The sequence below is a fragment of the Streptomyces sp. NPDC006140 genome (assembly GCF_040628815.1).
GTDB lineage: Bacteria > Actinomycetota > Actinomycetes > Streptomycetales > Streptomycetaceae > Streptomyces.
Genome location: NZ_JBEXTS010000002.1, coordinates 598,441 through 620,566 on the forward strand (window position 1 = coordinate 598,441; position 22,126 = coordinate 620,566).

Genomic DNA, 22,126 nt, shown 5'->3' on the forward strand with positions numbered 1-22,126 from the left:
TCAGCCCGCGGCGCGGAAGGTGCGCAGCCGCAGCGAGTTGCCGACGACGAAGACCGAGGAGAAGGCCATGGCCGCTCCGGCGATCATCGGGGTGAGCAGGCCGGCCGCGGCCAGCGGCAGGGCCGCCACGTTGTAGGCGAAGGCCCAGAACAGGTTCGAGCGGATGGTGCCGAGGGTGCGCCGGGCGAGCCGGACCGCGTCCGCAGCGGCCCGCAGATCGCCCCGGACGAGCGTCAGGTCGCCTGCCTCGATCGCGGCGTCCGTGCCGGTGCCCATGGCCAGACCGAGATCCGCCTGGGCGAGGGCCGCCGCGTCGTTGACCCCGTCGCCGACCATCGCCACCGACCGGCCTTCGGCCTGCAGCCGCTTGACGACCTCGACCTTGTCCTGCGGGAGCACCTCGGCGACGACCTCCTCGATGCCCACCTCGCGGGCGACGGACTCGGCGACGGCCTTGTTGTCACCGGTCAGCAGGATCGGCGCGAGTCCCAGCGCACGCAGCCGCCCGACCGCCTCCGCGCTCGTCTCCTTCACCGCGTCGGCGACCTCCAGCACCGCCCGCGCCGCGCCGTCCCAGGCGACGGCGACGGCGGTGCGCCCGGCGTCCTCGGCCGCCGCCCGGGCCCGCGCCAGGTCCTCGGGCAGCTCCATCGCCCAGTCGGCCAGCAGCCGCTCCCGCCCGACGAGCACGGCGTGGCCCTCGACGATGCCCTGGACCCCGAGCCCGGGCACGTTGGCGAAGTCCTCGGGGGTGGGCAGCGTGCCCAGCTTCGCCAGGGCCCCGTCGGCGACGGCACGGGCGATCGGGTGCTCGGAGGAGTGCTCCAGCGCCCCGGCCAGCCGCAGCGCGTCGGCCTCGTCGGTGCCGTCGGCGGTGTGCACGGCCAGCAGCGTCATCCGGCCGGTGGTGACGGTGCCGGTCTTGTCCAGGACGACGGTGTCGATCCGGCGGGTGGACTCCAGGACCTCCGGGCCCTTGATGAGGATGCCGAGCTGGGCGCCCCGCCCGGTGCCGACCATGAGCGCGGTCGGTGTGGCCAGGCCCAGGGCGCACGGGCAGGCGATGACGAGCACGGCGACCGCGGCGGTGAAGGCGGCCGTGAGCCCGGCGCCGTTGCCGAGCCAGAAGCCCAGCGTGCCCAGCGCGAGGGCGATCACCACCGGCACGAACACGGCCGAGACGCGGTCCGCGAGGCGCTGCGCGGCGGCCTTGCCGTGCTGCGCGTCCTCCACCAGCTTCGCCATCCGCGCCAGCTGCGTGTCGGCGCCGACCCGCGTGGCGCGCACGACGAGCCGCCCGCCGGCATTGATCGTGGCGCCGGTGACCGGGCCCCCCGCGCCGACCTCCACCGGCACCGACTCACCGGTGAGCATCGAGGCGTCCACCGCCGAGGAACCCTCGACGACCGTCCCGTCCGTGGCGATCTTCTCCCCGGGCCGGACCAGGAACCGGTCCCCGACCCGCAACTCGCCCACCGGCAGGGTCTGTTCGCGGCCGTCGTCCCGCAGCACGGTGACGTCCTTGGCGCCCAGCTCCAGCAGCGCCCGCAGCGCCGCTCCGGCCCTGCGCTTGGCGCGGGCCTCGAAGTACCGCCCGGCCAGGATGAAGGCGGTGACGCCCGCCGCGGCCTCCAGGTAGATGTTCCCGGCACCGTCCGTGCGCTCGATGGTCAGCTCGAAGGGGTGCGTCATGCCCGGCGTGCCCGCGGTGCCGAAGAACAGCGCCCACAGCGACCACAGGAACGCGGCCGAGGTGCCGACCGAGATCAGCGTGTCCATGGTGGCCGCGCCGTGCCGGGCGTTGACGAGGGCCGCCTTGTGGAAGGGCCACGCCGCGTACGTCACGACGGGCGCGGCCAGGGTGAGCGACAGCCACTGCCAGTACTCGAACTGCAGGGCCGGGATCATGGCCATGGCCACGACGGGCACCGCCAGGACCACGGCCGTGACCAACCGCTCGCGCAGCGGCCGCAGTTCGTCGGCCTCGGCGGCCGGCTCGCCGGGCTCCTCGGGCGGTGCGGGCTCCTGCGCGGTGTACCCGGCCGCCTCGACCGCGGCGATCAGCTCCCGGACGGAGACCTCGCCCGCATAGCTGACCTTCGCCTTCTCGGTGGCGTAGTTGACGGTGGCGGTGACCCCGTCCATGCGGTTGAGCTTCTTCTCGATGCGCGCCGCGCAGGACGCGCAGGTCATGCCGCCGATGGTGAGCTCCACCTCGGCGCCGGTGCCGGTCGTCGTGCCCGTACTCATGACGCAGACCCCCTGGAGATTTCGTGCATACGGGGCGGGGGTATCCCCTCGCCGGCCTCATGTATACCCCCGAGGGGTATATGATGCAAGTGCGGGAATCGCTTGACTCTATACCCCCTGGGGGTATTGTGAGCTGCATGGAGGCCCCGCACCCGCGCGGCAGGCCCGCAGCACCGAAGGAGCCGAAGGCCATGAAAACCGGACTGAAGATCACCACCTTCGCCGCCGCCCTGGCCGCCACGTTCGGCACGGCCTACGGGGTCGGCCAGGGCGTCGGCCCCGTCGTCGCCGACGACCCGCCGAAGCACGAGGACGGGCACGCCCGGCCCGCCTCCCCGCCGGCGCGGGGCGACGGGCACGCGGGGCACGACACGCCCCCGGCGGGCGGGCTCCAGATCTCCGAGGACGGCTACACCCTCGACCTGAAGACCCCGACCGTCACCGCCGGGCAGCGCGCCGAGCTGCGCTTCACCGTCCGGGACGGCAGCGGTCGCGCGGTCACCGCCTACCAGCGCGAGCACGACAAGGAACTCCACCTCATCGTGGCCTCACGCGACCTGGCCACCTACCGCCACCTGCACCCCACCCGCGCCGCCGACGGCACCTGGAGCACCCCCGTCGACCTGCCCCGCGCGGGCGGCTACCGCGTCTTCGCCGACTTCACCCCGGCCCGGAAGGACGCGCGGAACCTCACCCTCGGCGCGGACCTCGCCGCCTCCGGCCCGTACCGGCCGAAGGAACTGCCCGCACCGAGCACCACGGCCGAGACCGACGGCTACCAGGTCGAACTGACCGGCGCCCTGCGCCCCGGCGAGGCGAGCGAACTGAAGCTGAAGGTCTCCCGCGACGGCAAGCCCGTCACCGACCTCCAGCCCTACCTCGGCGCGTACGGCCACCTGGTCGCCCTGCGCTCCGGCGACCTCGCCTACCTGCACGTCCACCCGAACGGCGAACCCGGCGACGGCACCACCAGGCCCGGCCCGGACATCTCGTTCACGGCCACGGCACCCAGCGCCGGCTCCTACCGCCTGTTCCTGGACTTCCAGCACGACGGAAAGGTCCACACGGCGCCCTTCACCGTCCGCGCCGGGGGAGCTGCGGCCGGTTCCGGTACCCCCGAGGGGCATGCGGACGACGGCCACGGACACTGAGCGTCAGCCGAGGGCCCGGTCCAGGTTGAAGGCCGCGCTGATCAGCGCGAGGTGCGTGAACGCCTGCGGGAAGTTGCCCTGCTGTTCCCCGGTGTGGCTGATCTCCTCGGCGTACAGGCCGAGATGGTTGGCATACGTCAGCATCTTCTCGAAGGCGAGGCGCGCCTCGTCGATCCGGCCCGCGTGCACCATCGCCTCGACGTACCAGAACGAGCAGATGGAGAACGTGCCCTCGTCACCGCGCAGCCCGTCCGGGCTGGCCTGCGGGTCGTAGCGGTACACCAGCGAGTCGGACACCAGCTCCTCGGTCAGGGCGTCCAGCGTCGACAGCCACTTCGGGTCGGTCGGGGCGATGAACTTCGTCAGCGGCATCATCAGCACGGCCGCGTCCAGCACGTCGCCGTCCTCGTGCTGGACGAAGGCCCGGCGCTCCGCGCACCAGCCCCGGCTCATGATCCGCCGGTAGATCGTGTCGCGGCACTCCCGCCAGCGGGGCAGGTCGGCGGGCAGTCCGCGCCGGTTCGCCATCCGGATGGCCCGCTCGATCGCCACCCAGCACATCAGCCGCGAGTACAGGAAGTCCTTGCGCCCGCCCCGGGTCTCCCAGATGCCCTCGTCGGGCTGGTCCCAGTGGTCGCACACCCAGTCCACCAGGGCGCACACGTCGTCCCACTGGTCGCTGGAGATGGGCTTGGCCCACTTGTCGTAGAGGTAGATGGAGTCGATCAGCGCGCCGTAGATGTCGAGCTGGAGCTGGTCGGCCGCCGCGTTGCCGACCCGGACGGGCGCCGAGCCCTGGTGGCCCTCCAGATGCTCCAGCTCCCGTTCGGGCAGTTCGGTGCGCCCGTCGATGCCGTACATGATCTGCAGCGGGCCGGAGGGCTTGCCGTCGCCCGGGCTGATGTGCCGGGTGACGAAATCCATGAACGCCTCGGCCTCGCCGGTGAAGCCCAGCCGCAGCAGGGCGTAGACGCAGAAGGCCGCGTCGCGCACCCACACGTACCGGTAGTCCCAGTTGCGTTCGCCGCCGAGCTGCTCGGGCAGGCTCGTGGTCGGCGCGGCCACGATCGCCCCGGTCGGCGCGTAGGTGAGCAGCTTCAGCGTCAGGGCCGAGCGGTGCACCATCTCCCGCCAGCGGCCCTTGTAGCGGGACGCCGACAGCCAGCGCCGCCAGTACGCCACCGTCGCCTCGAACTGCTCCTCCGCCTCCGTGCGCGCGCACCGGCGGGGTGAGACCTCGCCGCCGACCTTGTCCAGCGCGAACACCGCCGACTCGCCCTCGGCGAGCTTGAAGTCCCCGCGGACGTCCGGCCCGTCGGTCTCCAGCGGCACGGTCGCGGTCAGCGCGAGCGCCATCCCGTCGGCCTCGAAGACGGCCGTCTCACCGGCCGGCCGGACCGTGTGCGGCCGGGTGCCGTAGTCGAAGCGGGGGGCCACCCGCGTACGGAACGGGATCGAGCCGCGCACGCACACCACCCGCCGGATCAGCCGGTGCCGCTCGGCCTCCACCGCATCACCGCCGACCGGCATGAAGTCCTGCACCTCGCCGACGCCGTCCTCGGTGAAGAAGCGGGTGATCAGGACGTTGGTGTCGGGGAAGTAGAACTGCTTGGTCCGCGCCGGCACGGCCGCCGCCAGTTCGAAGCAGCCGCCACGCTCCGCGTCCAGGATCGAGGCGAAGACGCTCGGCGCGTCGAAGGCCCCGCAGCAGTACCAGTCGATCGTGCCGTCGGTCCCCACCAGGGCCACACTGCGCAGATCGCCGATGAGCCCGTGCTCGGCGATCGGCAGATACCGCCGGCCGTCCGCTGTTCCCCGCATGGCAGCCTCCCTGACCCGGCGGGCCCTCAGCCCCAGCTTAGGCGGGAGGTGTCCCGCAGACACCGGGGCCGGGGATCACACCGTGACGACCCGCAGCCCGGCCTCCTCGAACCGCCGGAGCGTCGCCGCGTCGGCCGCCGCGTCCGTGACCAGCGTGTCCACCGCCTCAACCGCGCAGATGCGGGCGAACGCCCGCTGCCCCAGCTTGCTGGAGTCGGCGGCCACGACCACCCGCTCCGCCCGCTCGCACAGCAGCCGGTTGACCGCGGCCTCCGCCTCGTCGTGCGCCGCCGCGCCGTGCGTGACGTCGAAGGCGACCACGCCGAGGACCGCCACGTCCATGGTGATCTGGCCGAGCACCGCGTCCGCCAGCGGCCCCACCAGCTCGTACGACTGGGCCCGCGCGACGCCGCCGGTCAGCACGATCTTGAACTGGGGCCGCACGGCCAGCTCGTTGGCGATGTTCAGCGCGTTCGTGACGACGGTCAGCGCGGGCGACCCGGACGCCAGGTCCCCGCGCACGGCCAGGGCCCGCGCCACCTCCGTGGTGGTCGTGCCGCCCGTCAGCCCGACCGCCTCACCGGGCGCGACCAGGTCCGCCACGGCCTTCGCGATGCGATGCTTCTCCGAGGCGTTGCGGGCCGTCTTGTAGCGCAGCGGCAGCTCGTACGACACGCCGTGCACGACCGCGCCACCCCGGGTGCGCACCAGCATCTGCTGCTCGGCGAGCCGGTCGAAGTCCCGGCGGATCGTCGCCGCCGACACTCCCAGCTCCCCGGCCGCCTCCTCGACGTCCAGCCGGCCGCGCTCGACGAGCAGTTCCAGCAGCGCCTTCCAGCGGGCGTCGCGCGGCATCCGCACCTCCACGTCTCGATCCCGGGCGACCCTAGCGCACCAGGCCGCGCACAGTGCTTGATGCTGCTCGAAAACTGGCGATACCTTGCAGGAACAATCAGAGCGGAGGGTGCGGCATGACGCATGTCGAGGACGAGCTGACCAGTCAGCCCGAGTGCTGGACCCGGGCCGCCGCGGAGGCGGCGGGCCATGCGCGGGTGCTGCCGGAACGGGGCGAGCGCGTGGCGATCGTCGGCTGCGGCACCTCGTACTTCATGGCGCAGGCCGCCGCCGCCCTGCGCGAGGGCGCGGGCCAGGGCGAGACCGACGCGTTCGCCGCCTCGGAGTTCCCGCACGGCCGGGCGTACGACCGGGTCGTCGTCCTCACCCGCTCCGGCACCACGACCGAAGTCCTCGACCTGCTCGGCCGGTTGCGGGGCCGCACCCGCACGACCGCGATCACCGCCGACCCGGACACCCCCGTGCGGGCGGCCGCCGACGACCTCGCCGTCCTCGCCTACGCGGACGAACGCTCCGTCGTCCAGACCCGGTTCGCCACCACCGCCCTCACCCTCCTGCGCGCCCACCTCGGCCTCCACCCCCACGCCGCCGTCACCGACGCGCGGACCGCCCTGGCCGAGCCCCTGCCCGAAGGCCTGGTGGACTGCGGGCAGTTCACGTTCCTCGGGCGCGGCTGGACCGTCGGCCTGGCGAACGAGGCCGGGCTGAAGATGCGCGAGGCCGCCCTGGCCTGGGCGGAGGCGTACCCGGCGATGGAGTACCGGCACGGCCCGATCAGCGTCAGCACCACGGGCACGGCGACCTGGATGCTCGGGGACGCGCCGGACGGGCTCGCCGAACAGGTCCGCGACACCGGGGCGTTGTGGATCGCCGGAGACCTGGACCCGCTCGCCGAACTGGTCCGCGCCCAGCGCCTCGCGGTCGCCGTCGCCGCGTCCCGCGGGCTGGACCCCGACCGCCCGCGCCACCTCACGCGCTCGGTGATCCTCGCGCCCTGACCCTGGAGACCCCGTGCCCCTCACCACCACCGGCGAACTCGTCACCCGCGCGTCGGCGGCCCGTTCGGCCGTCGCCTCGTTCAACGTCATCACACTGGAACACGTCGAGGCCGTCATCGCGGGCGCCGAGTCCGCGCACGCTCCCGTCGTGCTCCAGGTCAGCGAGAACGCGGTGAGATTCCGCGGCGGCCGGCTGCTCCCCCTCGCCCGCGCGGCCGTCGCCGCCGCCGAAGACGCCGCCGTGCCGGTCGCGCTGCACCTCGACCACGTGCAGAGCGACACCCTGCTGCACCAGGCCGCGGAGGCCGGCTTCAGCTCCGTGATGTACGACGCGGCCCGGCTGCCCTACGAGCAGAACCTCGCGGCGACCCGGGCGGCCGTCGACTGGGCACACGCCCAAGGGCTCTGGATCGAGGCCGAGTTGGGCCAGATCGGCGGCAAGAACGGCAGACCCGCGCTGGACGCGCACGCCCCGGGCGCCCGCACCGACCCCGACGAGGCCCGGGCCTTCGTCGCCGACTCGGGCGTGGACGCCCTGGCCGTCGCCGTCGGCAGCGCCCACGCCATGACCACCCGCACCGCCGCCCTCGACCACACCCTGCTCACCCGCCTGTCCGCCGCCCTGGACGTCCCGCTCGTCCTGCACGGCTCCTCGGGCGTCCCCGACCACGAACTGACCGCGGCGATCGCCGGCGGCATCGCCAAGGTCAACATCGGCACGGCCCTGAACATCGCACTGACCGGCGCGATCCGCCGGTTCCTCGCCGACCGCCCCGATGCCGTCGACCCGCGCGACTACCTGACGCTCGCGCGGGAGGCCATGACCCGAGCGGTCGCCAGGACCCTGCGGACCCTGGCCCCGGCTACCGCTTGACCGTCTTCAGCACCACGAACTTCGGGTCGCTCGCGACCAGCCGGCTGTTGCCGAAGACCTTGCGCAGCTTCACGTGGTAGCCCAGGTGCCGGTTGCCGATCACCCACAGCTCACCGCCCGGCCGCAGCGCGCGCCGCGCCCCGGTGAACATCCGCCAGGCCGTGGCGTCCGTCGTCGCCTGGTGAGCGTGGAACGGCGGATTGTTGAGGACCAGGTCGACACTGCCCGCCGGCACGCCCGCCAGCCCGTCGCCGACCCGGAACTCCGCGTGCCCCGGCACACCGTTCGCCTTGTACGTCGCCTCCGCCGAGGCCACGGCCTGGAACGACTCGTCCACGAACAGCACCTCGGCCGACGGGTCGGCCAGCGCCACCGCCGTACCGACCACGCCGTTGCCGCACCCCAGATCCACCACCCGGCCGCCCCGGCCGTCCGGCAGGTGCCGGAGGAAGAAACGCGTGCCGATGTCGAGCCGGTCGGCGCAGAACACCCCCGCGTGGTTGACGACGGTGCGTCCCGAGGCCGCGCCGATGCCGTCCGGGAGCGTGTAGACGTACGGCCACGGGCTGGCGGGCCGTTCCAGCGCGGGGTCCGGCGCGCAGAAGATCAGCCGGGCCTTCTTCTCGGCGAGCGAGGTGCGCGTCGGGCCGAGGATCCGCTCGAACAGCCGGAGCGTCGAGGTGTGGATCTCCTTCACCATGCCCGTGCCGACGACGACCGTCCCCGCGTGCACGGCCGGGGCCAGCCGCAGCAACTGGTCCTCCAGCAGCGCCAGGCTCTTCGGCACGCGCACCAGCAGCACGTCGATCCGCTCCGGCGGCGGGTCCTGGGTGGTGAGCAGCCGCACCGCGCCGGGCTCGGCGCCGGCCCGCGCGAGGTTGGCGCGCGTCGCCTCCTGCGTCAGGTACGAGTCGGTGATCTGCACCGGCCGGTGCGCCGCGAGCGCCGTGACGAGCGCGCCCCAGCGGTCCCCGGCGACCACGACCGTGCCCGACAGCGGGACGTCCTCCCCGGCCAGATGCCTCAGCAGGTACTCGTCGGAGGCGTCCCAGGCGCGCAGCCGGTCGCGCGGGTCCTCGGGGAAACGGGTCAGCGCGAGCGCGCCCCACGGCGTCGTCATACGGTCGTTCATCGTGCGTCCAGGCTAGCCGAGCCGCAGCTCAGCCCCGGTCGGGCAGGATGGGAGGCATGGACGGCGAGCTGTTCCCCAGGGCCCGTGCCCAGGTCGCGCCCGGCGCGGTGCACGTGCCGGGCTGGCTGGACGCCGCCGAGCAGCGGTCCCTGCTCGACGCCTGCCGCGCCTGGGCCCGGCCGCCCGCCGGACTGCGCACGGTCCGCACCCCCGGCGGCGGCACCATGACCGCCCGCCAGGTGTGCCTCGGCTGGCACTGGTACCCCTACGGCTACGCCCGTACGGTCACCGACGGGGACGGCGCCCCGGTCAAGCCCTTCCCGGAGTGGCTGGGCGACCTGGGCCGCCGGGCCGTGCGGGACACCCTCGGGGGCCCGGCACCCGCCTACGACATCGCACTGATCAACTTCTACGACGCCGACGCCCGCATGGGCATGCACCGCGACAGCGACGAGGAGTCGGACGCGCCCGTGGTGTCGCTGAGCCTCGGCGACACCTGCGTCTTCCGCTTCGGCAACACCGAGACCCGCACCCGGCCCTGGACCGACGTCGAGCTGCGCAGCGGCGACCTGTTCGTCTTCGGCGGCCCGTCCCGGCTCGCCTACCACGGCGTTCCCCGGGTGCGCGCGGGCACGGCGCCGCCCGGGCTGGGCCTCACCGGACGGCTCAACATCACGCTCCGGGTCAGCGGCCGGTAGGCCGCCGCTCCGGCGGATCATGGGAGACTCGCCCTCATGAGCGGGAAGGCGGACCCCCGGCCGGCGGGGGATGGGAGCACCTCGAGGACGCGGCTGGACCGGGGACGCGGAGCCCTCGGACCCGCGCTGGAGCTCGTGCACACCGGACGCGCCCCGACCCGGGCCGTGCTCACCGCCGAGCTCGGCGTGACGCGGGCGACGGCCGGCGCGGTCGCCGCCGAACTGGAGGCGCTCGGGCTGATCCGGGTCGACGCCCGGCCCGGCGCGGCGGCCGGCTCGCAGGGCCGGCCCTCGCACAAGCTGTCCGTCGCCGAAGGCGGGCCCGTCGCCCTCGCCGCGCAGGTCCACGCCGACGGGTTCCGGGCGGCGCTGGTCGGTCTCGGCGGCCGGATAGTCGCCACCACGCCCGGCTGCGAGATCATCGACGCCGACCCGGCCAAGGTGCTCGCCTCCGTCGTCACGGCGGGCGCCGAGCTGCTGCGGGAGACCGGGCGGCGGTGCGTCGGCGCGGGACTCGCCGTCCCGTCCGCGGTCGCCGAACCCGAGGGCCTGGCGCTCAACCCGCTGCACCTGGCCTGGCCCGCGGGCGCGCCCGTGCGGGACATCTTCGCCGAGCAGGTGCGCGCGGCCGGCCTCGACGGACCCGCGTTCGCCGCCAACGACGTGAACCTCGCCGCGCTCGCCGAGCACCGGCACGGCGCCGGACGCGGCGCCCGCGACCTGCTGTGCGTGGCCACCGGCCACCGGGGCGTCGGCGGCGCGCTCGTCCTCGACGGCCGTCTGCACCGGGGCAGTTCGGGACTCGCCCTGGAGGTCGGCCACCTCACCGTGCACCCCGAGGGCCGCCCCTGCCACTGCGGCAGCCGCGGCTGCCTCGACGTGGAGACCGACCCGCTGGCCTTCCTGACGGAGGCGGGACGCGAGCCCGGCCCCGAGGTGTCCCTGCTCCAGCAGTCCATCGACCTGATCCGCCGCCACTACGACGACCCGGGCGTCCGCGCCGCCACCGAGGCCCTGATCGACCGGCTCGGCCTCGGACTCGCCGGCCTGGTCAACATCCTCAACCCGGACCGGATCATCCTCGGCGGCCTGCACCGCACGCTGCTGGACGCCGACCCGAGCCGCCTCCGCGCGGTCGTCGCCGACCGCAGCCTGTGGGGACAGAGCGGCGGCGTGCCCATCCTGCCGTGCACCCTCGACCACAACAGCCTGGTCGGCGCCGCCGAACTGGCCTGGCAGCCGGTCCTGGACGATCCGCTGGGAGCGCTCACCTAGGGCCCTTCTGATGGATCTCCGCGACGCCCGGCACGCCCGATCCATCAGAAGGGCCCCAGGGGCCTCATCCCCCGGTCAGACTCCACAGCGCCGCCACCACCGGCCGCCGCAGATCGGCCCGCCGCACGCACAGCCCGATCGGGAACGGCTCCGGCGGCGGATCGGCCGGGACGACCGTCAGCCGGTCCCGTACCGCGCTGTGCTCCAGCACCAGGCGAGGGACCACCCCCGTGCCGCAGCCCAGCGCGACCAGGGTCAACAGCCCTTCGTGGCCGTCCGGTTCACAGGCCACGTCGGGTACCGCGCCCCGGCCGCGGAACCAGCGGTCGGCCGCGTCGCGGACCAGACCGCGCTGGGGGAGCACGAACGGGCCGTCGAGCCCGGGATCGGGGCGGTCCCGGGCCGTCACCAGGACCAGCTCGGTGACCGCGACCGTGCGGCTCACCAGGGGTTCCGGCAGCCGCGGCGGGATGCCCGCCACCGCCGCGTCGACCTCGCCCTCGTCCAGCCGGGCCAGCGCCGCCGCCGCGTCACCCGTGCGCAGATCGAGCCGCACCTGCGGATGCGCGGCACGGAACGGCGCCAGCAGGTCCGGCAGCAGCGCCTGACACGCCGTCACCGTGGCGAACACGGCCAGCCGACCGGTGAGCAGCGCCGGATCGGGATGCTCCTCGCGGTAGGCGCGCCACAACTCCAGGGCCCGCACGGCGTATTCACGGAAGCGGTGCCCCTCCGCCGTGAGCGACACCCCGCGCGGCCCCCGGTCGAACAGCCGGTGCCCGAGGTCCGCCTCCAGCCGCTGCACGGTCCGGGTCAGCGTGGCCGGGCTGACGTGGCAATCCAGGCTCGTCCGGCCGAAGTTGAGCGTCTGCGCCAGATGCAGGAACAGTCGCAGCTCCCGGTGATCGTCCCACACGACCTGGCCCTTTCGTTTTCCGCAACAGTGCGCTGCACAAGTTGCGCTTGCCGCAACGCTCCGGCCGAGCCTACAACTCGACCATGACCTCGACGACCACGTACACCTCCCGCGTCTTCCCGCTCGACACCATGGACGTGCCGGGCGGCACCGAGACCGTCCTGCCCGGCGGGCGGCACCTCTTCCCGCTCCTCCCGCGGGCCTTCGCCGGCGTCCGGCGCGTCGGCGTCCTCGGCTGGGGACCCCAGGGGCGGGCGCAGGCCCTCAACCTCCGCGACTCCCTCGCCGGTACGGACATCCGGGTGGCGGTCGGGCTGCGCCCCGGCTCCGGCTCCCGGACCGACGCCCGCGCCCACGGCTTCACCGAGGACGACGGCACGCTCGGCGACTGGCTCACGGTCGCCGCCGACAGCGACCTGGTGATCCTGCTGATCGCCGACGCCGCGCTCGCCGCGCACCACCAGGAGATCTTCGCGGCCCTGAAGCCGGGCGCCGTCATCGGTCTCTCGCACGGCTTCTTGCTCGGCCATCTCCGGGAGACCGGCGGGGAGTTCCCGCCCGGACACGGGGTGATCGCCGTGTGCCCCAAGGGCATGGGCGACTCCGTGCGGCGGCTCTACCAGCAGGGCGCGCACGTCAACGGCGCCGGGATCAACGCGAGTTTCGCCGTGCACGCCGACCCGGACGGACGGGCCGTCGACCTGGCCCTCGGCTGGTCCGTGGCGCTCGGCTCGCCGTACACCTTCCGCACCACCCTCGACAGCGAGTACCGCTCGGACATCGTCGGCGAACGCGCCGTCCTGCTCGGGGCCGTCCAAGGCATCGTCGAGAGCCTGTACACCCGGTACCGCCTGGCCGGCGACGACGAGGTCACGGCGTACGAAAGGTCCTGCGAGAACGTCACCGGCCCGATCGCCCGCACCATCTCGCGGGCCGGGCTGCGGGCCGTCCGCGAGCACCTCGACACCGCCGGGCGGGACGTCTTCGACCGGGCGTACACGGCGACGTACGCCCCCGCGCGCGAGATCGTCGCGGAGATCTACGACGAGGTCGCCGACGGCACCGAACTGCGCAGCGTGATCCTCGCCGAACAGCGGCTCGGCGCACGCGAGATGAGTGTGATCGGCGGCTCGCCGATGTGGTCGGTGAGCGACCGGGTGCGGGCCCGGCGCGGCACCCGCGACCTGCCGGTCGACCCGTTCACCGCGGGCGTGTTCGTCGCCACCATGACGGCCCAGGTCGACGAGTTCGCCGAGCGCGGCCACCCCTGGTCGGAGATCGTCAACGAGTCCGTCATCGAGGCCGTCGACTCGCTGCTGCCGTACATGCACGCCCGGGACGTGGCCCACATGGTCGACAACTGCTCCCGCACGGCCCGACTCGGCGCCCGCCGCTGGGGCCCGCGCTTCCAGGCCGCGTACGAGCAGATCGCCTACCCGGCGGCCGCGGGCCCGGCGGACCCGGAGCTGGTGGCGGCCTTCGCCACCCACCCGGTGCACGAGGCGCTGGCCGCGGCGGCGAAGCTGCGGCCGTCCGTGGACATCTCGGTGACCTGAAGCCTGACCCCAGGGGTATCAGGCTTGCGCGCGCCGCTTCCGGGCAGGCGAGCCGCTGAGCGGGCAGGCTGGTCGGCAGACAGCACGCCCGCACCGCACCACCGAGGAAGTTGACGCAATGACCGACAAGCTCACCGTGAGCGTCCTGGGCACCGGCATCATGGGCGCCGCGATGGCCCGCAACCTCGCCCGCGCCGGACACACCGTCCGCGTCTGGAACCGCACCCGGTCCAAGGCGGAGCCGCTGGCCGCCGAAGGCGCGCACATCGCCGAGACCCCCGCGCAGGCGGTCCAGGACGCCGACGTCGTCCTGACCATGCTCTACGACGGCCCGGCCGCCCTGGACACCATGCGCGAGGCCGCGCCCGCCCTGCGCCCCGGCACCGCGTGGGCGCAGTCCACCACCGCCGGCATCGAGGGCGTCGCCGACCTGGCCGCCTTCGCCCGCGACCACGGTCTGGTCTTCTACGACGCGCCCGTCCTGGGCACCCGCCAGCCCGCCGAGGCCGGGAAGCTGACCGTCCTCGCCGCGGGCCCCGTCGAGGGGCGGGACAGGGTGACGCCGGTCTTCGACGCCGTCGGCGCCCGCACCGTCTGGACCGGCGAGGACGGGGCGGCGGGCAGCGCCACCCGCCTGAAGCTCGTCGCCAACAGCTGGGTCCTCGCCGCCACGGCCGCCGCCGGCGAGGTCCTCGCCCTCGCGAAGGCCCTCGACGTCGATCCGCACGGCTTCTTCGACCTCATCGCGGGCGGCCCGCTCGACATGGGCTATCTGCGCGCCAAGTCCGACCTGGTCCTCGACGGCCGGCTCACGCCGCCCCAGTTCGCCGTGAGCACCGCCGCCAAGGACGCCCGCCTGATCGTCCAGGCCGCCGCGGAGAACGGCGTCCGCCTGGACGTGGCCGAGGCCGCCGCCGCCCGACTGGAGCGCGCCGCCGCCCAGGGCCACGGCGACGAGGACATGGCCGCCGCCTACTTCGCCAGCTTCGACGACAAGCCCCACTCCTAGGAGGTCCCTCCATGTCCAAGCCGCCGCTGCCGCCCGAGGCCGACGCCCTGCTGAGCCGGCCCAACCCGTGCGTCATGGCCACGGTGCGCTCCGACGGCGCGCCGGTGTCCACCGCCACCTGGTACTTGTGGCAGGACGGCCGGGTGCTGATCAACTTCGACGCGGGCCGCGTCCGCCTGAAGCACCTGCGCCGCGACCCGCGCGTCACCCTCACCGTCCTGGCCGGCGACGACTGGTACACCCACGTCACCCTGATCGGCCGCGTCACCGAGATGTACGACGACGAGGGCCTGGCCGACATCGACCGCCTCGCCCGGCACTACATCGGCAAGCCCTACCCGGAGCGCGCCCGCCCCCGGGTGAGCGCCTGGGTCGAGGTCGACCGCTGGCACGGCTGGGGCGCGATGAAGGACAGCGACCAGGCCTCGACCTGAGGTCAGCGCCGCCACTCCACCGCGAACGCCCGGCCCGGGTTGTCCACGAGGACGCGCCCGACCAGCTCCTCGCCCACGGCCTGGACGAGTTGGGGCCGCACGCGGCGCAGCAGATACGGCATTCCGGGGCCGCCGTCCACCGAGCGGGCGGCGGCCGTCGTGGTGTCCGCGCCCAGCAGCAGCCGGTCGCCGAACCCGGCCTCGGCCAGGGCCCGTACGGCGTCCGGCATCCGCCAGTCCGTGGCGTGGTTGGCGCGCGACGGCCCGTCGAAGGCCAGATAGCAGCCGGACTCCGCGGCCTGCCGGTGCACCACGAAGTCGGGGGACCGGTTCAGGTGCCCGAGCACCACCCGGTGCGGCGGCACCCCCAACTCCCCGCACAGCAGGTCCAGTACGTCCAGCGCACCGGTGCCCAGTTCCAGGTGCACGGCGATCGGCGCGCCCGTCGCGTGGTGCGCCTCGGCCGCCGCCGTCATGGTCCAGCGGGCGTGCGCGTCCAGGGCGTGGAAGCCGCCCGCGACCTTGACGAGCCCCGCCCGCACTCCCGACGGCCCGATGCCGTCGGTGAGTTCGGCGACGAAGACGTCGGCGAGCCGTCCCCGCAGCCCCGCGAGGGTGGCCTCGTCGTAGTGCACGTCCTGGTGCAGCCCGGTCGCCGCCACCACGTGCACGCCGCACTCCCGGGACAGCGGCGGCAGATCGGCGGCCCGCCGCCCGAGCCCGTACGGCGTCCACTGCACCACGGCCCCGCCGCCCTGCTCCCGGAACGCGGCCAGCTCCGCCCGCGCCGCCGCCACGCTGCTCAGCTCCTGGCCCGGCAGCCGGGGACTGCCGAAGAACAGATGGTCGTGGGCGTCGCACACCCCCAGGTCCCCGGGCGACACGTCCCCCAGCACCGTACGGACCGCGCTCACCACTGCCGCCCCCGGGGCAGCCGCTCCCGACCCGGCGCCGACAGGTGCAGCACCTCGAACACGTCGCCACCGGCCTCGGGCGCGTCATGCTCCCAGAGGGAGAAGTGGACCAGCTCCCAGCGGCCGGTGTCGACGGCGGCAGCGGCGAGCAGGGCCCCGTTCCCGGCGGCCAGCCGCCGGACCTCGCCCACCGCGTCCGCCACCACGCCGGCCAACGGCACGCCCTGCGGCACCGGTTGACTCCGCCGCACCGCGCACCGCGCCCGCGAGCCCTGCCCCTCCTCGTACGCGAGCCCCGTCCACTGCCGCGCGGACGGCCGCCCGAAGTCGTCGCTGAGCCCCTGGAACCCGCCGCCCCACAGGAAGGCGTTCATGCCCTCGACGGTGTTCCACAAATAGAACGGCGCGTACTGGTTGACCGGCGAGCCGCGCAGGCCGCGCTCACGCATCAGATAGGCCTTGACGCCGAGCCCGTCCCAGTCGTCGAGCAGCCTCCCGCGCCGGGCGACGCGGTCCCGGATGACGTCCATGTCGTAGTCGGCGGGCAGGGTGATCTCGTACTGCATGGCGTGCATGAAGGTCTCCTCAAGAGGTGCGCGGTGCCAGCAGCGACAGCAGCCCTCGCACGCCCGCGTCGAACGCGGCGGGAGAGCCGGAGGCACGGGCGAGGACGTAACCGCCCTGGACGGTCGCGACGACCGCGGTCGCGATCTCCCGGCCGTCCAGACCGGGCGCGAACTGGCCCTGCTCCTTGCCCTCTTCGACGATCGCGGCGATCCGCTCCCGGAGCCAGTCGAGCGTCGCGTCGACCGGCGCGCGCAGCTCGGCGCTCGCGATCACGTCCGGATCCATCGTCAGCCGGCCGACCGGGCAGCCCCGCAGCACGTCCCGCTCGCGCCGCAGATACGCCGCGATGCGCTCGTACGGCGTCCCGGGGCCGTCCAGCACGGCCGCGGCCGTGGCCCGCATCTCCTCGGCGGTCCGCCGGATCGCGGCCAGCGCGAGGTCGGGCTTGCCCTTGAAGTGGTGGTACATGCTGCCCTGCCCGGCGCCCGCGCGCTCCAGGATCGCCTTGGGGCTGGTGCCGACGTAGCCGCGCTCCCACAGCAGCTCGCGGGTGGATTCGATCAGCCGTTCCGAGGTGCTCATGCACGCACTGTACATACCAGTAGTTACAGAAGTCGAGATCGCGAGGAGCAGCCGCGACCCGGCCGCCTACTCCGCGCGGGGTACGCGCACTGCCGCCGGCCGTACGACGACCGGGCGGCCTCGCGGGACGACCCTCGACAGCACAGGCATTCCGGCACGGCGACCGAGGAGTTGGACGACATGCAGACCCTGGCGCACTACGGCGACGGCGGGCCCGGCCCGTGGATTCTGTTCTTCCCGGTGATCTGGGCGCTGGTCATCGGCGGCGGCATCGCGCTGCTGCGCCGCACCACTTGGCGCGCACACCGCGGCGGCCCCTGGCGGCAGCCCCCGATGGGGAACGACTCACCCATCGCCGTACTCGGCCACCGCTTCGCCTCCGGCGAGATCGACGAGGACGAGTACTGGCGCCGCCTCTCCGTACTGAACGAGGAGTTCGGTCGCACGGCGAAGGGCGGCGGCGCGTGAACCTTCGGCCGCCCGGATCCACCGGCTCGGATGCACGGCCTGGATCCGCCGGCCCGGATGCACGGCCTGGATCCGCCGGCCCGGATGCACGGCCCGGATCCGCCGGCCCGGATCTACCGGCCTGGATCCGTCGGACCGGAGCACCGACCCGGTCCACGGACCCGGCGGCCCTCCGGCCCGTCAAGGCGGCGGCCGCGCGCCGAGCCGCCCCGCGGAACCGCACGGTGGCGGGCCGCGATCCGCGGCGCCAGGCGGCCCCGCCGGGCGGCGCACGCCCCGGGAGCACACCCCGCTGCGTACGCCCCGCCGGCGACCGCCGTGCGAACGGGTGGTCACCGCCCGGTCAACCGGCAACGGCGGACCGGGCGGGAGCGTGGTCGGGCCGGAGCCCGTCGACGGAGTGCCCCACCTCGGCGAACCGGCGCGCGGGCTTCTCCTGGACCGCGCGCCGCGACCGGCGCGACGGCGCCGCCACCGCGGGGGAGGACGTCGGCAGCGTGAACCACACGACCTTGCCGGACTCGCCGTCCGGCCGGACGCCCCAGCTCTCGCTCATGGCGGCCACCATCGCGAGCCCGCGACCGCGGGTCGCCAGCGGCGCGATGTCCTGGGGGTCCTCCACCACGGGCATCCGCGGGTCGTGGTCCCGCACCGAGACCGTGAGCCGGTCGAGCAGCAGCTCTATCTCCACGGTGCAGGTCTTGTCGGGCTGGGCGTGCCGGTGGACGTTGGACAGCAGTTCCGTCACACCGAGCGAGGCCCGGTCGATCAGGGCGTCCAGATGCCAGTAGCGCAATTGCGCAGAGACGATTCTGCGGACCTGGCCGATCCGCGACGGCAGGGCTTGGAGCTCCACCGTGCAGTGCCTGCTTGGGTAGCTGATCACGGCTGCGACTCCCCGACGTGAGGTCCGGAAGAACACGGAGTTCGGATCCAGCAGGGCGCCTTCGTGACACTGCCGCCCGCTGTCGTGGCCGGCGGGCTGGTTCGCAGCGTTATCGCCGGTAAACCCAGAGTGACGTGAGACAAGAGTGACCCAGGGGGTGGGGTACCGCAACTCGCGGCCATCTCAGTCGCCGCGCCCCGCCGCCCGGCGCACGGCCTCGATGAAGCGCCGCGCGGCCGGCGGGCCCGGCTCGCCCGGGGCGGGGTCGTGGTCGCCCAGGGTGAGCAGGTACCGCTTGCCGTTGAGATCCGCCGTGGCCCGGCCGTCGGGGCCGAACCAGGGCTTGGAGGCGCGCACGGCCTGCACCGGCGCGCTGTCGATCTCACTGCCGTAGCTGGTCAGCAGCTCGAGCCGGCCGTCACTGATCCGGACCTGGCCGGCCCGGGTGAGCGAACGCAGCCGCTTCCCGATCCGCACGCCCGTGGCCCTGAACTCCGGCTCCGCCATGCCACCCGCCCCCTTGTGCGCCTCGGTTTTCGCGCCCGCCCCGCCCCGTCCCGCGCGGTGCCGGTACGGGCCCCTGTCCTGATCCAGTCTGCCCCGTCCCGCGGCCCGGTCCCGCAGGGCGGCGTGCCCGCTCGCGGACGGCGCGCTGTGCCCTGCCGGACCCCTGGCCCGCCTCGGCCGGAAGCGTCGCTCCGGCGGTGCTCCCACCCCGCCGTCGCCCCGCCCGGGGCCTCGGTCCCGCGGTGCAGTCTGCCCCCGCCCGGCGTCGAGCACCAGTCCATGCGACCTCCTCGCCGGGGGGCGCCCGCAGCACACACGCGAAAGCGCCCCCGGGACCGCGCGCCCCCTTGCCCCGGCCTCTGCCCCAGGGGGCGCTTTGGGGGGCTCAAAGGTGCGTTTATGCAGGTGAGAAGCGTGCGCCGGGTGCTTATGATCGGGGGTGCCGGCCGCGCGCCCCGTTGTCGGCGCGCAGCGTTAGGAGCCCCCTCGTGAGCACTCCCCGGCAGACCCGGACCGGCGTGACCCTCGACGTCGACCACAGCGATCCCGCCTACCGCGCGTGGCTGAAAGAGGCCGTCCGCAGGGTCCAGGCCGACGCCAACCGCTCGGCCGACACGCATCTGCTCCAGTTCCCCCTGCCGGAGCGCTGGGGCATCGACCTGTACCTGAAGGACGAGTCGACGCACCCCACCGGCAGCCTCAAACACCGCCTCGCCCGCTCCCTCTTCCTGTACGGCCTGTGCAATGGCTGGATCCGGCCGGACAGACCCGTGATCGAAGCCTCCAGCGGCTCGACGGCCGTCTCCGAGGCGTACTTCGCGAAGCTGATCGGGGTGCCCTTCATCGCCGTCATGCCGCGCACCACGAGCGCCGAGAAGATCCGCCTCATCGAGTTCCACTCCGGCCGCTGCCACTTCGTGGACGACCCGCGCACGATGTACGAGGAGTCCGCCCGGCTCGCGGCCGAGACCGGCGGCCACTACATGGACCAGTTCACCTACGCCGAACGGGCCACGGACTGGCGCGGGAACAACAACATCGCCGAGTCCATCTTCCGCCAGCTGCGCCTGGAGCGGTTTCCCGAGCCCGCGTGGATCGTCGCCACGGCGGGCACCGGCGGCACCTCCGCGACCCTCGCGCGCTACATCCACTACATGCAGTACGACACCCGCGTCTGCGTGGCCGACCCCGAGAACTCGTGCTTCTTCGACGGCTGGACCACCGGCGATCCGGACGTCACGTGCGACTGCGGCTCCCGGATCGAGGGCATCGGCCGGCCCCGCATGGAACCGAGCTTCGTACCCGGTGCGATCGACCGGATGATGAAGGTGCCCGACGCGGCCAGCGTCGCCGCCGTACGGGCCCTGGAGCGCGCCATCGGCCGCAAGGCGGGCGGCTCGACCGGCACGGGCCTGTGGAGCGCGCTGAAGATCGTGGCGGAGATGGTGGCCGAGGGGCGGCAGGGGAGCGTCGTGACCCTGCTGTGCGACCCGGGGGACCGCTATCTCGACAAGTACTACTCGGACGCCTGGCTCGCCGCCCAGGGGCTGGACATCGAGCCCTACACCGCCGCGATCGACTCGCTGCTGGCGACCGGCGTCTGGCCCGACTGAGACCGGGCCCCGGGCTCAGGGGTCCTTTCACTATGCCCGTCCGGGTCGCGCGGCCTGGCACCGCACCTCGCCGCGTTGCCGAAACGCCCACGTGGCTCCGCCACGAGGGCGCTCCGGCGCCTTGCGATGCACGGCACCAGACCACGCGACCTGATCGGACGCTCATAGTGAAAGGACCCCTCAGGCCGTCAGCCTGCGGTCCAGCGCGGCCACGGCGTCCCGGAAGGCGCGCGCCTGGCCCGCGCGGACCGGTTTCATGGCGAGCCGGTACACCGCCGACCCGTCGGTGGCGAAGGTCCACCGCACCCGGGTGCCGGTGCCGGCCGGGGAGAGTCGCCACTCCTCGATGATCGCCCGCACCCCGGGCACGTTGGTGACGTCGACCCGATAGGCGTACACCTCGGGTTCCTTCGCCGCGATGACCGACTCGCGGAACCGGACGCCCCCGGTGAGCGTGATGTCGCGGCCCGCGCCGCCGTCGACCGGGCGGGCGGACCGCATCTGGGCGAACCACTCGGCCCAGCCGGGCACGTCGTCGTGGAGCGCACGGTAGACCGCCTCCACCGGCGCGGAGATCTCCCGTACGAACACATGCCGTACCGGCGCGACCTCGAGGAAGTCGAGCCCCACCGGGCGCAGACGGTGAGCCATGGACGCAGCCCTCCCTGACGGAAGCGGGCGATGACCGAAGCGTCACCCTAGCTGGCGCCCCGTCAGCTGTCTGCCCCCTCCTCGGGCTCGGGCTCCCCGGCCACGACCAGCCGCCGCAGATGCTCGGCGACCACCCCGCGCGCCTCCTCGGGCAGCCCGGCGTCCGTCACGAGCGTGTCGATCCGCTCCAGCGAGGCGAACGAACTCAGGCCCACCTTGCCCCATTTGGTGTGGTCGGCGACCACCACCACGCGCCGCGCCGACTGCACGAGCCGCCGGTTCGTCTCGGCCTCCGCGAGGTTCGGCGTCGACAGGCCGGCCTCGACCGATATGCCGTGCACCCCGAGGAACAGCAGGTCGAAGTGGAGCGCCGCGATCGCCTGGTCGGCCACCGGCCCCACCAGCGAGTCGGAGGGCGTGCGCACACCGCCGGTCAGCACGACCGTGGCCGCGCCCTGCCGCGGGCCCGAGGTGCGCTGCGCCGCGTGGAAGACGTCGGCCACCCGCACCGAGTTGGTGACCACCGTGAGGTCCGGGACGTCCAGCAGCTGGTGCGCCAGCGCGTACGTCGTCGTACCGCCCGACAGGGCGATCGCCGCGCCCGGCGCGACCAGCTTGGCCGCGGCCCGCGCGATGTCCTCCTTGGCGGTGAGCTCCAGGCCCGACTTGGCCTCGAAGCCCGGTTCGTGCGTGCTCGCCTCGACCACCGGGACCGCGCCACCGTGCACCTTCTCCAGCACGCCCTGCCGGGCGAGCGCGTCGAGGTCGCGGCGGACCGTCATGTCCGACACGCCGAGCTTGCGGGTCAGCTCGTTGACCCGCACTCCGCCCCGGCGGCGGACCTCGTCGAGGATCAGGGATCGCCGCTGCTCCGCGAGGAGGTTCTGATTCTCGCTCACGTACGCTCCGGTCCTTTCGCCTCAATGCCGTCCGACACGCCCAGCGCACCCGCCCCAACCAGGACATTTC

General features: G+C 74.0%; 22 protein-coding genes. 10 read left to right on the plus strand and 12 right to left on the minus strand.

Annotation, left to right across the window (positions count from 1 at the left end; genetic code table 11):
• Entirely contained in the window at nucleotides 1-2,250 is a 2,250-nt protein-coding gene (locus ABZ386_RS07890; RefSeq protein ID WP_358964187.1) for a heavy metal translocating P-type ATPase, read from the minus strand.
• A gap of 191 nt (nucleotides 2,251-2,441) precedes the next feature.
• On the opposite strand from ABZ386_RS07890, the gene ABZ386_RS07895 reads away from it, so the two are divergent.
• Nucleotides 2,442-3,401 carry a hypothetical protein gene (locus ABZ386_RS07895; RefSeq protein ID WP_351336411.1) on the plus strand — a complete coding sequence of 320 codons (960 nt, stop codon included), beginning with the start codon at nucleotides 2,442-2,444 and terminating at the stop codon, nucleotides 3,399-3,401.
• Nucleotides 3,402-3,404: 3 nt separating this feature from the next.
• Here the strand turns inward: ABZ386_RS07895 and ABZ386_RS07900 are convergent, their stop codons facing one another.
• Together ABZ386_RS07900 and ABZ386_RS07905 are read right to left on the minus strand one after the other, a co-directional pair.
• Nucleotides 3,405-5,222 carry a glycoside hydrolase family 15 protein gene (locus tag ABZ386_RS07900; RefSeq protein ID WP_351336408.1) on the minus strand — a complete coding sequence of 606 codons (1,818 nt, stop codon included), beginning with the start codon at nucleotides 5,220-5,222 and terminating at the stop codon, nucleotides 3,405-3,407.
• 75 nt (nucleotides 5,223-5,297) lie between these two features.
• Nucleotides 5,298-6,077 carry a DeoR/GlpR family DNA-binding transcription regulator gene (locus tag ABZ386_RS07905; protein ID WP_358964190.1) on the minus strand — a complete coding sequence of 260 codons (780 nt, stop codon included), beginning with the start codon at nucleotides 6,075-6,077 and terminating at the stop codon, nucleotides 5,298-5,300.
• A gap of 116 nt (nucleotides 6,078-6,193) precedes the next feature.
• On the opposite strand from ABZ386_RS07905, the gene ABZ386_RS07910 reads away from it, so the two are divergent.
• Nucleotides 6,194-7,075: an SIS domain-containing protein gene (locus ABZ386_RS07910; protein WP_358964193.1), complete on the plus strand. Its 882-nt coding sequence runs from the start codon at nucleotides 6,194-6,196 to the stop codon at nucleotides 7,073-7,075.
• 13 nt (nucleotides 7,076-7,088) lie between these two features.
• Complete coding sequence (locus tag ABZ386_RS07915; protein WP_356614841.1) at nucleotides 7,089-7,949, plus strand: class II fructose-bisphosphate aldolase; 861 nt, start codon at nucleotides 7,089-7,091, stop codon at nucleotides 7,947-7,949.
• Here ABZ386_RS07915 and ABZ386_RS07920 read toward each other — a convergent pair.
• Nucleotides 7,939-9,069: a methyltransferase gene (locus ABZ386_RS07920; protein WP_358964450.1), complete on the minus strand. Its 1,131-nt coding sequence runs from the start codon at nucleotides 9,067-9,069 to the stop codon at nucleotides 7,939-7,941. The genes ABZ386_RS07915 and ABZ386_RS07920 overlap by 11 nt on opposite strands.
• 68 nt (nucleotides 9,070-9,137) lie before the next feature.
• Between ABZ386_RS07920 and ABZ386_RS07925 the strand changes: the two genes are divergently transcribed.
• Entirely contained in the window at nucleotides 9,138-9,779 is a 642-nt protein-coding gene (locus ABZ386_RS07925; protein WP_351336398.1) for an alpha-ketoglutarate-dependent dioxygenase AlkB, read from the plus strand.
• Nucleotides 9,780-9,815: 36 nt separating this feature from the next.
• Nucleotides 9,816-11,054 (plus strand): ROK family protein, encoded by a 1,239-nt coding sequence (locus ABZ386_RS07930; protein WP_358964197.1) that lies wholly within the window; start codon nucleotides 9,816-9,818, stop codon nucleotides 11,052-11,054.
• Between the two features lie 64 nt (nucleotides 11,055-11,118).
• Here ABZ386_RS07930 and ilvY read toward each other — a convergent pair whose 3' ends face one another.
• On the minus strand, nucleotides 11,119-11,970 hold the full coding sequence (gene ilvY, locus ABZ386_RS07935) for an HTH-type transcriptional activator IlvY (protein WP_358964200.1): 852 nt from the start codon (nucleotides 11,968-11,970) through the stop codon (nucleotides 11,119-11,121).
• 83 nt (nucleotides 11,971-12,053) lie between these two features.
• Here ilvY and ABZ386_RS07940 point away from each other — a divergent pair, with 83 nt between their 5' ends.
• From ABZ386_RS07940 to ABZ386_RS07950, 3 genes are all read left to right on the plus strand, one after another.
• Nucleotides 12,054-13,526, plus strand: coding sequence for a ketol-acid reductoisomerase (locus tag ABZ386_RS07940; RefSeq protein WP_358964202.1), 1,473 nt, complete (start codon nucleotides 12,054-12,056; stop codon nucleotides 13,524-13,526).
• Nucleotides 13,527-13,644: 118 nt separating this feature from the next.
• Entirely contained in the window at nucleotides 13,645-14,535 is an 891-nt protein-coding gene (locus ABZ386_RS07945; RefSeq protein WP_351336387.1) for an NAD(P)-dependent oxidoreductase, read from the plus strand.
• Between the two features lie 11 nt (nucleotides 14,536-14,546).
• Nucleotides 14,547-14,969, plus strand: a complete 423-nt coding sequence (locus tag ABZ386_RS07950) for a PPOX class F420-dependent oxidoreductase (protein ID WP_351336384.1) — start codon at nucleotides 14,547-14,549, stop codon at nucleotides 14,967-14,969.
• A gap of 2 nt (nucleotides 14,970-14,971) precedes the next feature.
• Here ABZ386_RS07950 and ABZ386_RS07955 read toward each other — a convergent pair whose 3' ends face one another.
• The 3 genes from ABZ386_RS07955 to ABZ386_RS07965 are packed head-to-tail and all read right to left on the minus strand — an operon-like array spanning nucleotide 14,972 to nucleotide 17,032.
• On the minus strand, nucleotides 14,972-15,883 hold the full coding sequence (locus ABZ386_RS07955; protein WP_358964204.1) for a phosphotriesterase: 912 nt from the start codon (nucleotides 15,881-15,883) through the stop codon (nucleotides 14,972-14,974).
• Nucleotides 15,880-16,458, minus strand: a complete 579-nt coding sequence (locus ABZ386_RS07960) for a DUF4865 family protein (protein ID WP_358964206.1) — start codon at nucleotides 16,456-16,458, stop codon at nucleotides 15,880-15,882. The genes ABZ386_RS07955 and ABZ386_RS07960 overlap by 4 nt, the downstream gene beginning before the upstream one ends.
• 10 nt (nucleotides 16,459-16,468) lie before the next feature.
• Nucleotides 16,469-17,032 carry a TetR/AcrR family transcriptional regulator gene (locus ABZ386_RS07965; RefSeq protein WP_356504800.1) on the minus strand — a complete coding sequence of 188 codons (564 nt, stop codon included), beginning with the start codon at nucleotides 17,030-17,032 and terminating at the stop codon, nucleotides 16,469-16,471.
• Nucleotides 17,033-17,212: 180 nt separating this feature from the next.
• Between ABZ386_RS07965 and ABZ386_RS07970 the strand changes: the two genes are divergently transcribed.
• On the plus strand, nucleotides 17,213-17,500 hold the full coding sequence (locus ABZ386_RS07970) for an SHOCT domain-containing protein (RefSeq protein WP_356504798.1): 288 nt from the start codon (nucleotides 17,213-17,215) through the stop codon (nucleotides 17,498-17,500).
• Between the two features lie 343 nt (nucleotides 17,501-17,843).
• Here ABZ386_RS07970 and ABZ386_RS07975 read toward each other — a convergent pair whose 3' ends face one another.
• Together ABZ386_RS07975 and ABZ386_RS07980 are read right to left on the minus strand one after the other, a co-directional pair.
• Nucleotides 17,844-18,386, minus strand: a complete 543-nt coding sequence (locus tag ABZ386_RS07975; protein WP_358964209.1) for an ATP-binding protein — start codon at nucleotides 18,384-18,386, stop codon at nucleotides 17,844-17,846.
• A gap of 183 nt (nucleotides 18,387-18,569) precedes the next feature.
• Nucleotides 18,570-18,893, minus strand: a complete 324-nt coding sequence (locus ABZ386_RS07980; protein WP_114250369.1) for a hypothetical protein — start codon at nucleotides 18,891-18,893, stop codon at nucleotides 18,570-18,572.
• Between the two features lie 488 nt (nucleotides 18,894-19,381).
• Between ABZ386_RS07980 and ABZ386_RS07985 the strand changes: the two genes are divergently transcribed.
• Complete coding sequence (locus tag ABZ386_RS07985; RefSeq protein WP_358964212.1) at nucleotides 19,382-20,506, plus strand: PLP-dependent cysteine synthase family protein; 1,125 nt, start codon at nucleotides 19,382-19,384, stop codon at nucleotides 20,504-20,506.
• Between the two features lie 180 nt (nucleotides 20,507-20,686).
• On the opposite strand, the gene ABZ386_RS07990 is transcribed toward ABZ386_RS07985, so the two are convergent.
• Together ABZ386_RS07990 and ABZ386_RS07995 are read right to left on the minus strand one after the other, a co-directional pair.
• Nucleotides 20,687-21,157, minus strand: coding sequence for an SRPBCC family protein (locus ABZ386_RS07990; protein ID WP_358964214.1), 471 nt, complete (start codon nucleotides 21,155-21,157; stop codon nucleotides 20,687-20,689).
• 62 nt (nucleotides 21,158-21,219) lie between these two features.
• Entirely contained in the window at nucleotides 21,220-22,056 is an 837-nt protein-coding gene (locus ABZ386_RS07995) for a DeoR/GlpR family DNA-binding transcription regulator (protein ID WP_114250366.1), read from the minus strand.
• Between the last annotated feature and the right edge of the window lie 70 nt (nucleotides 22,057-22,126).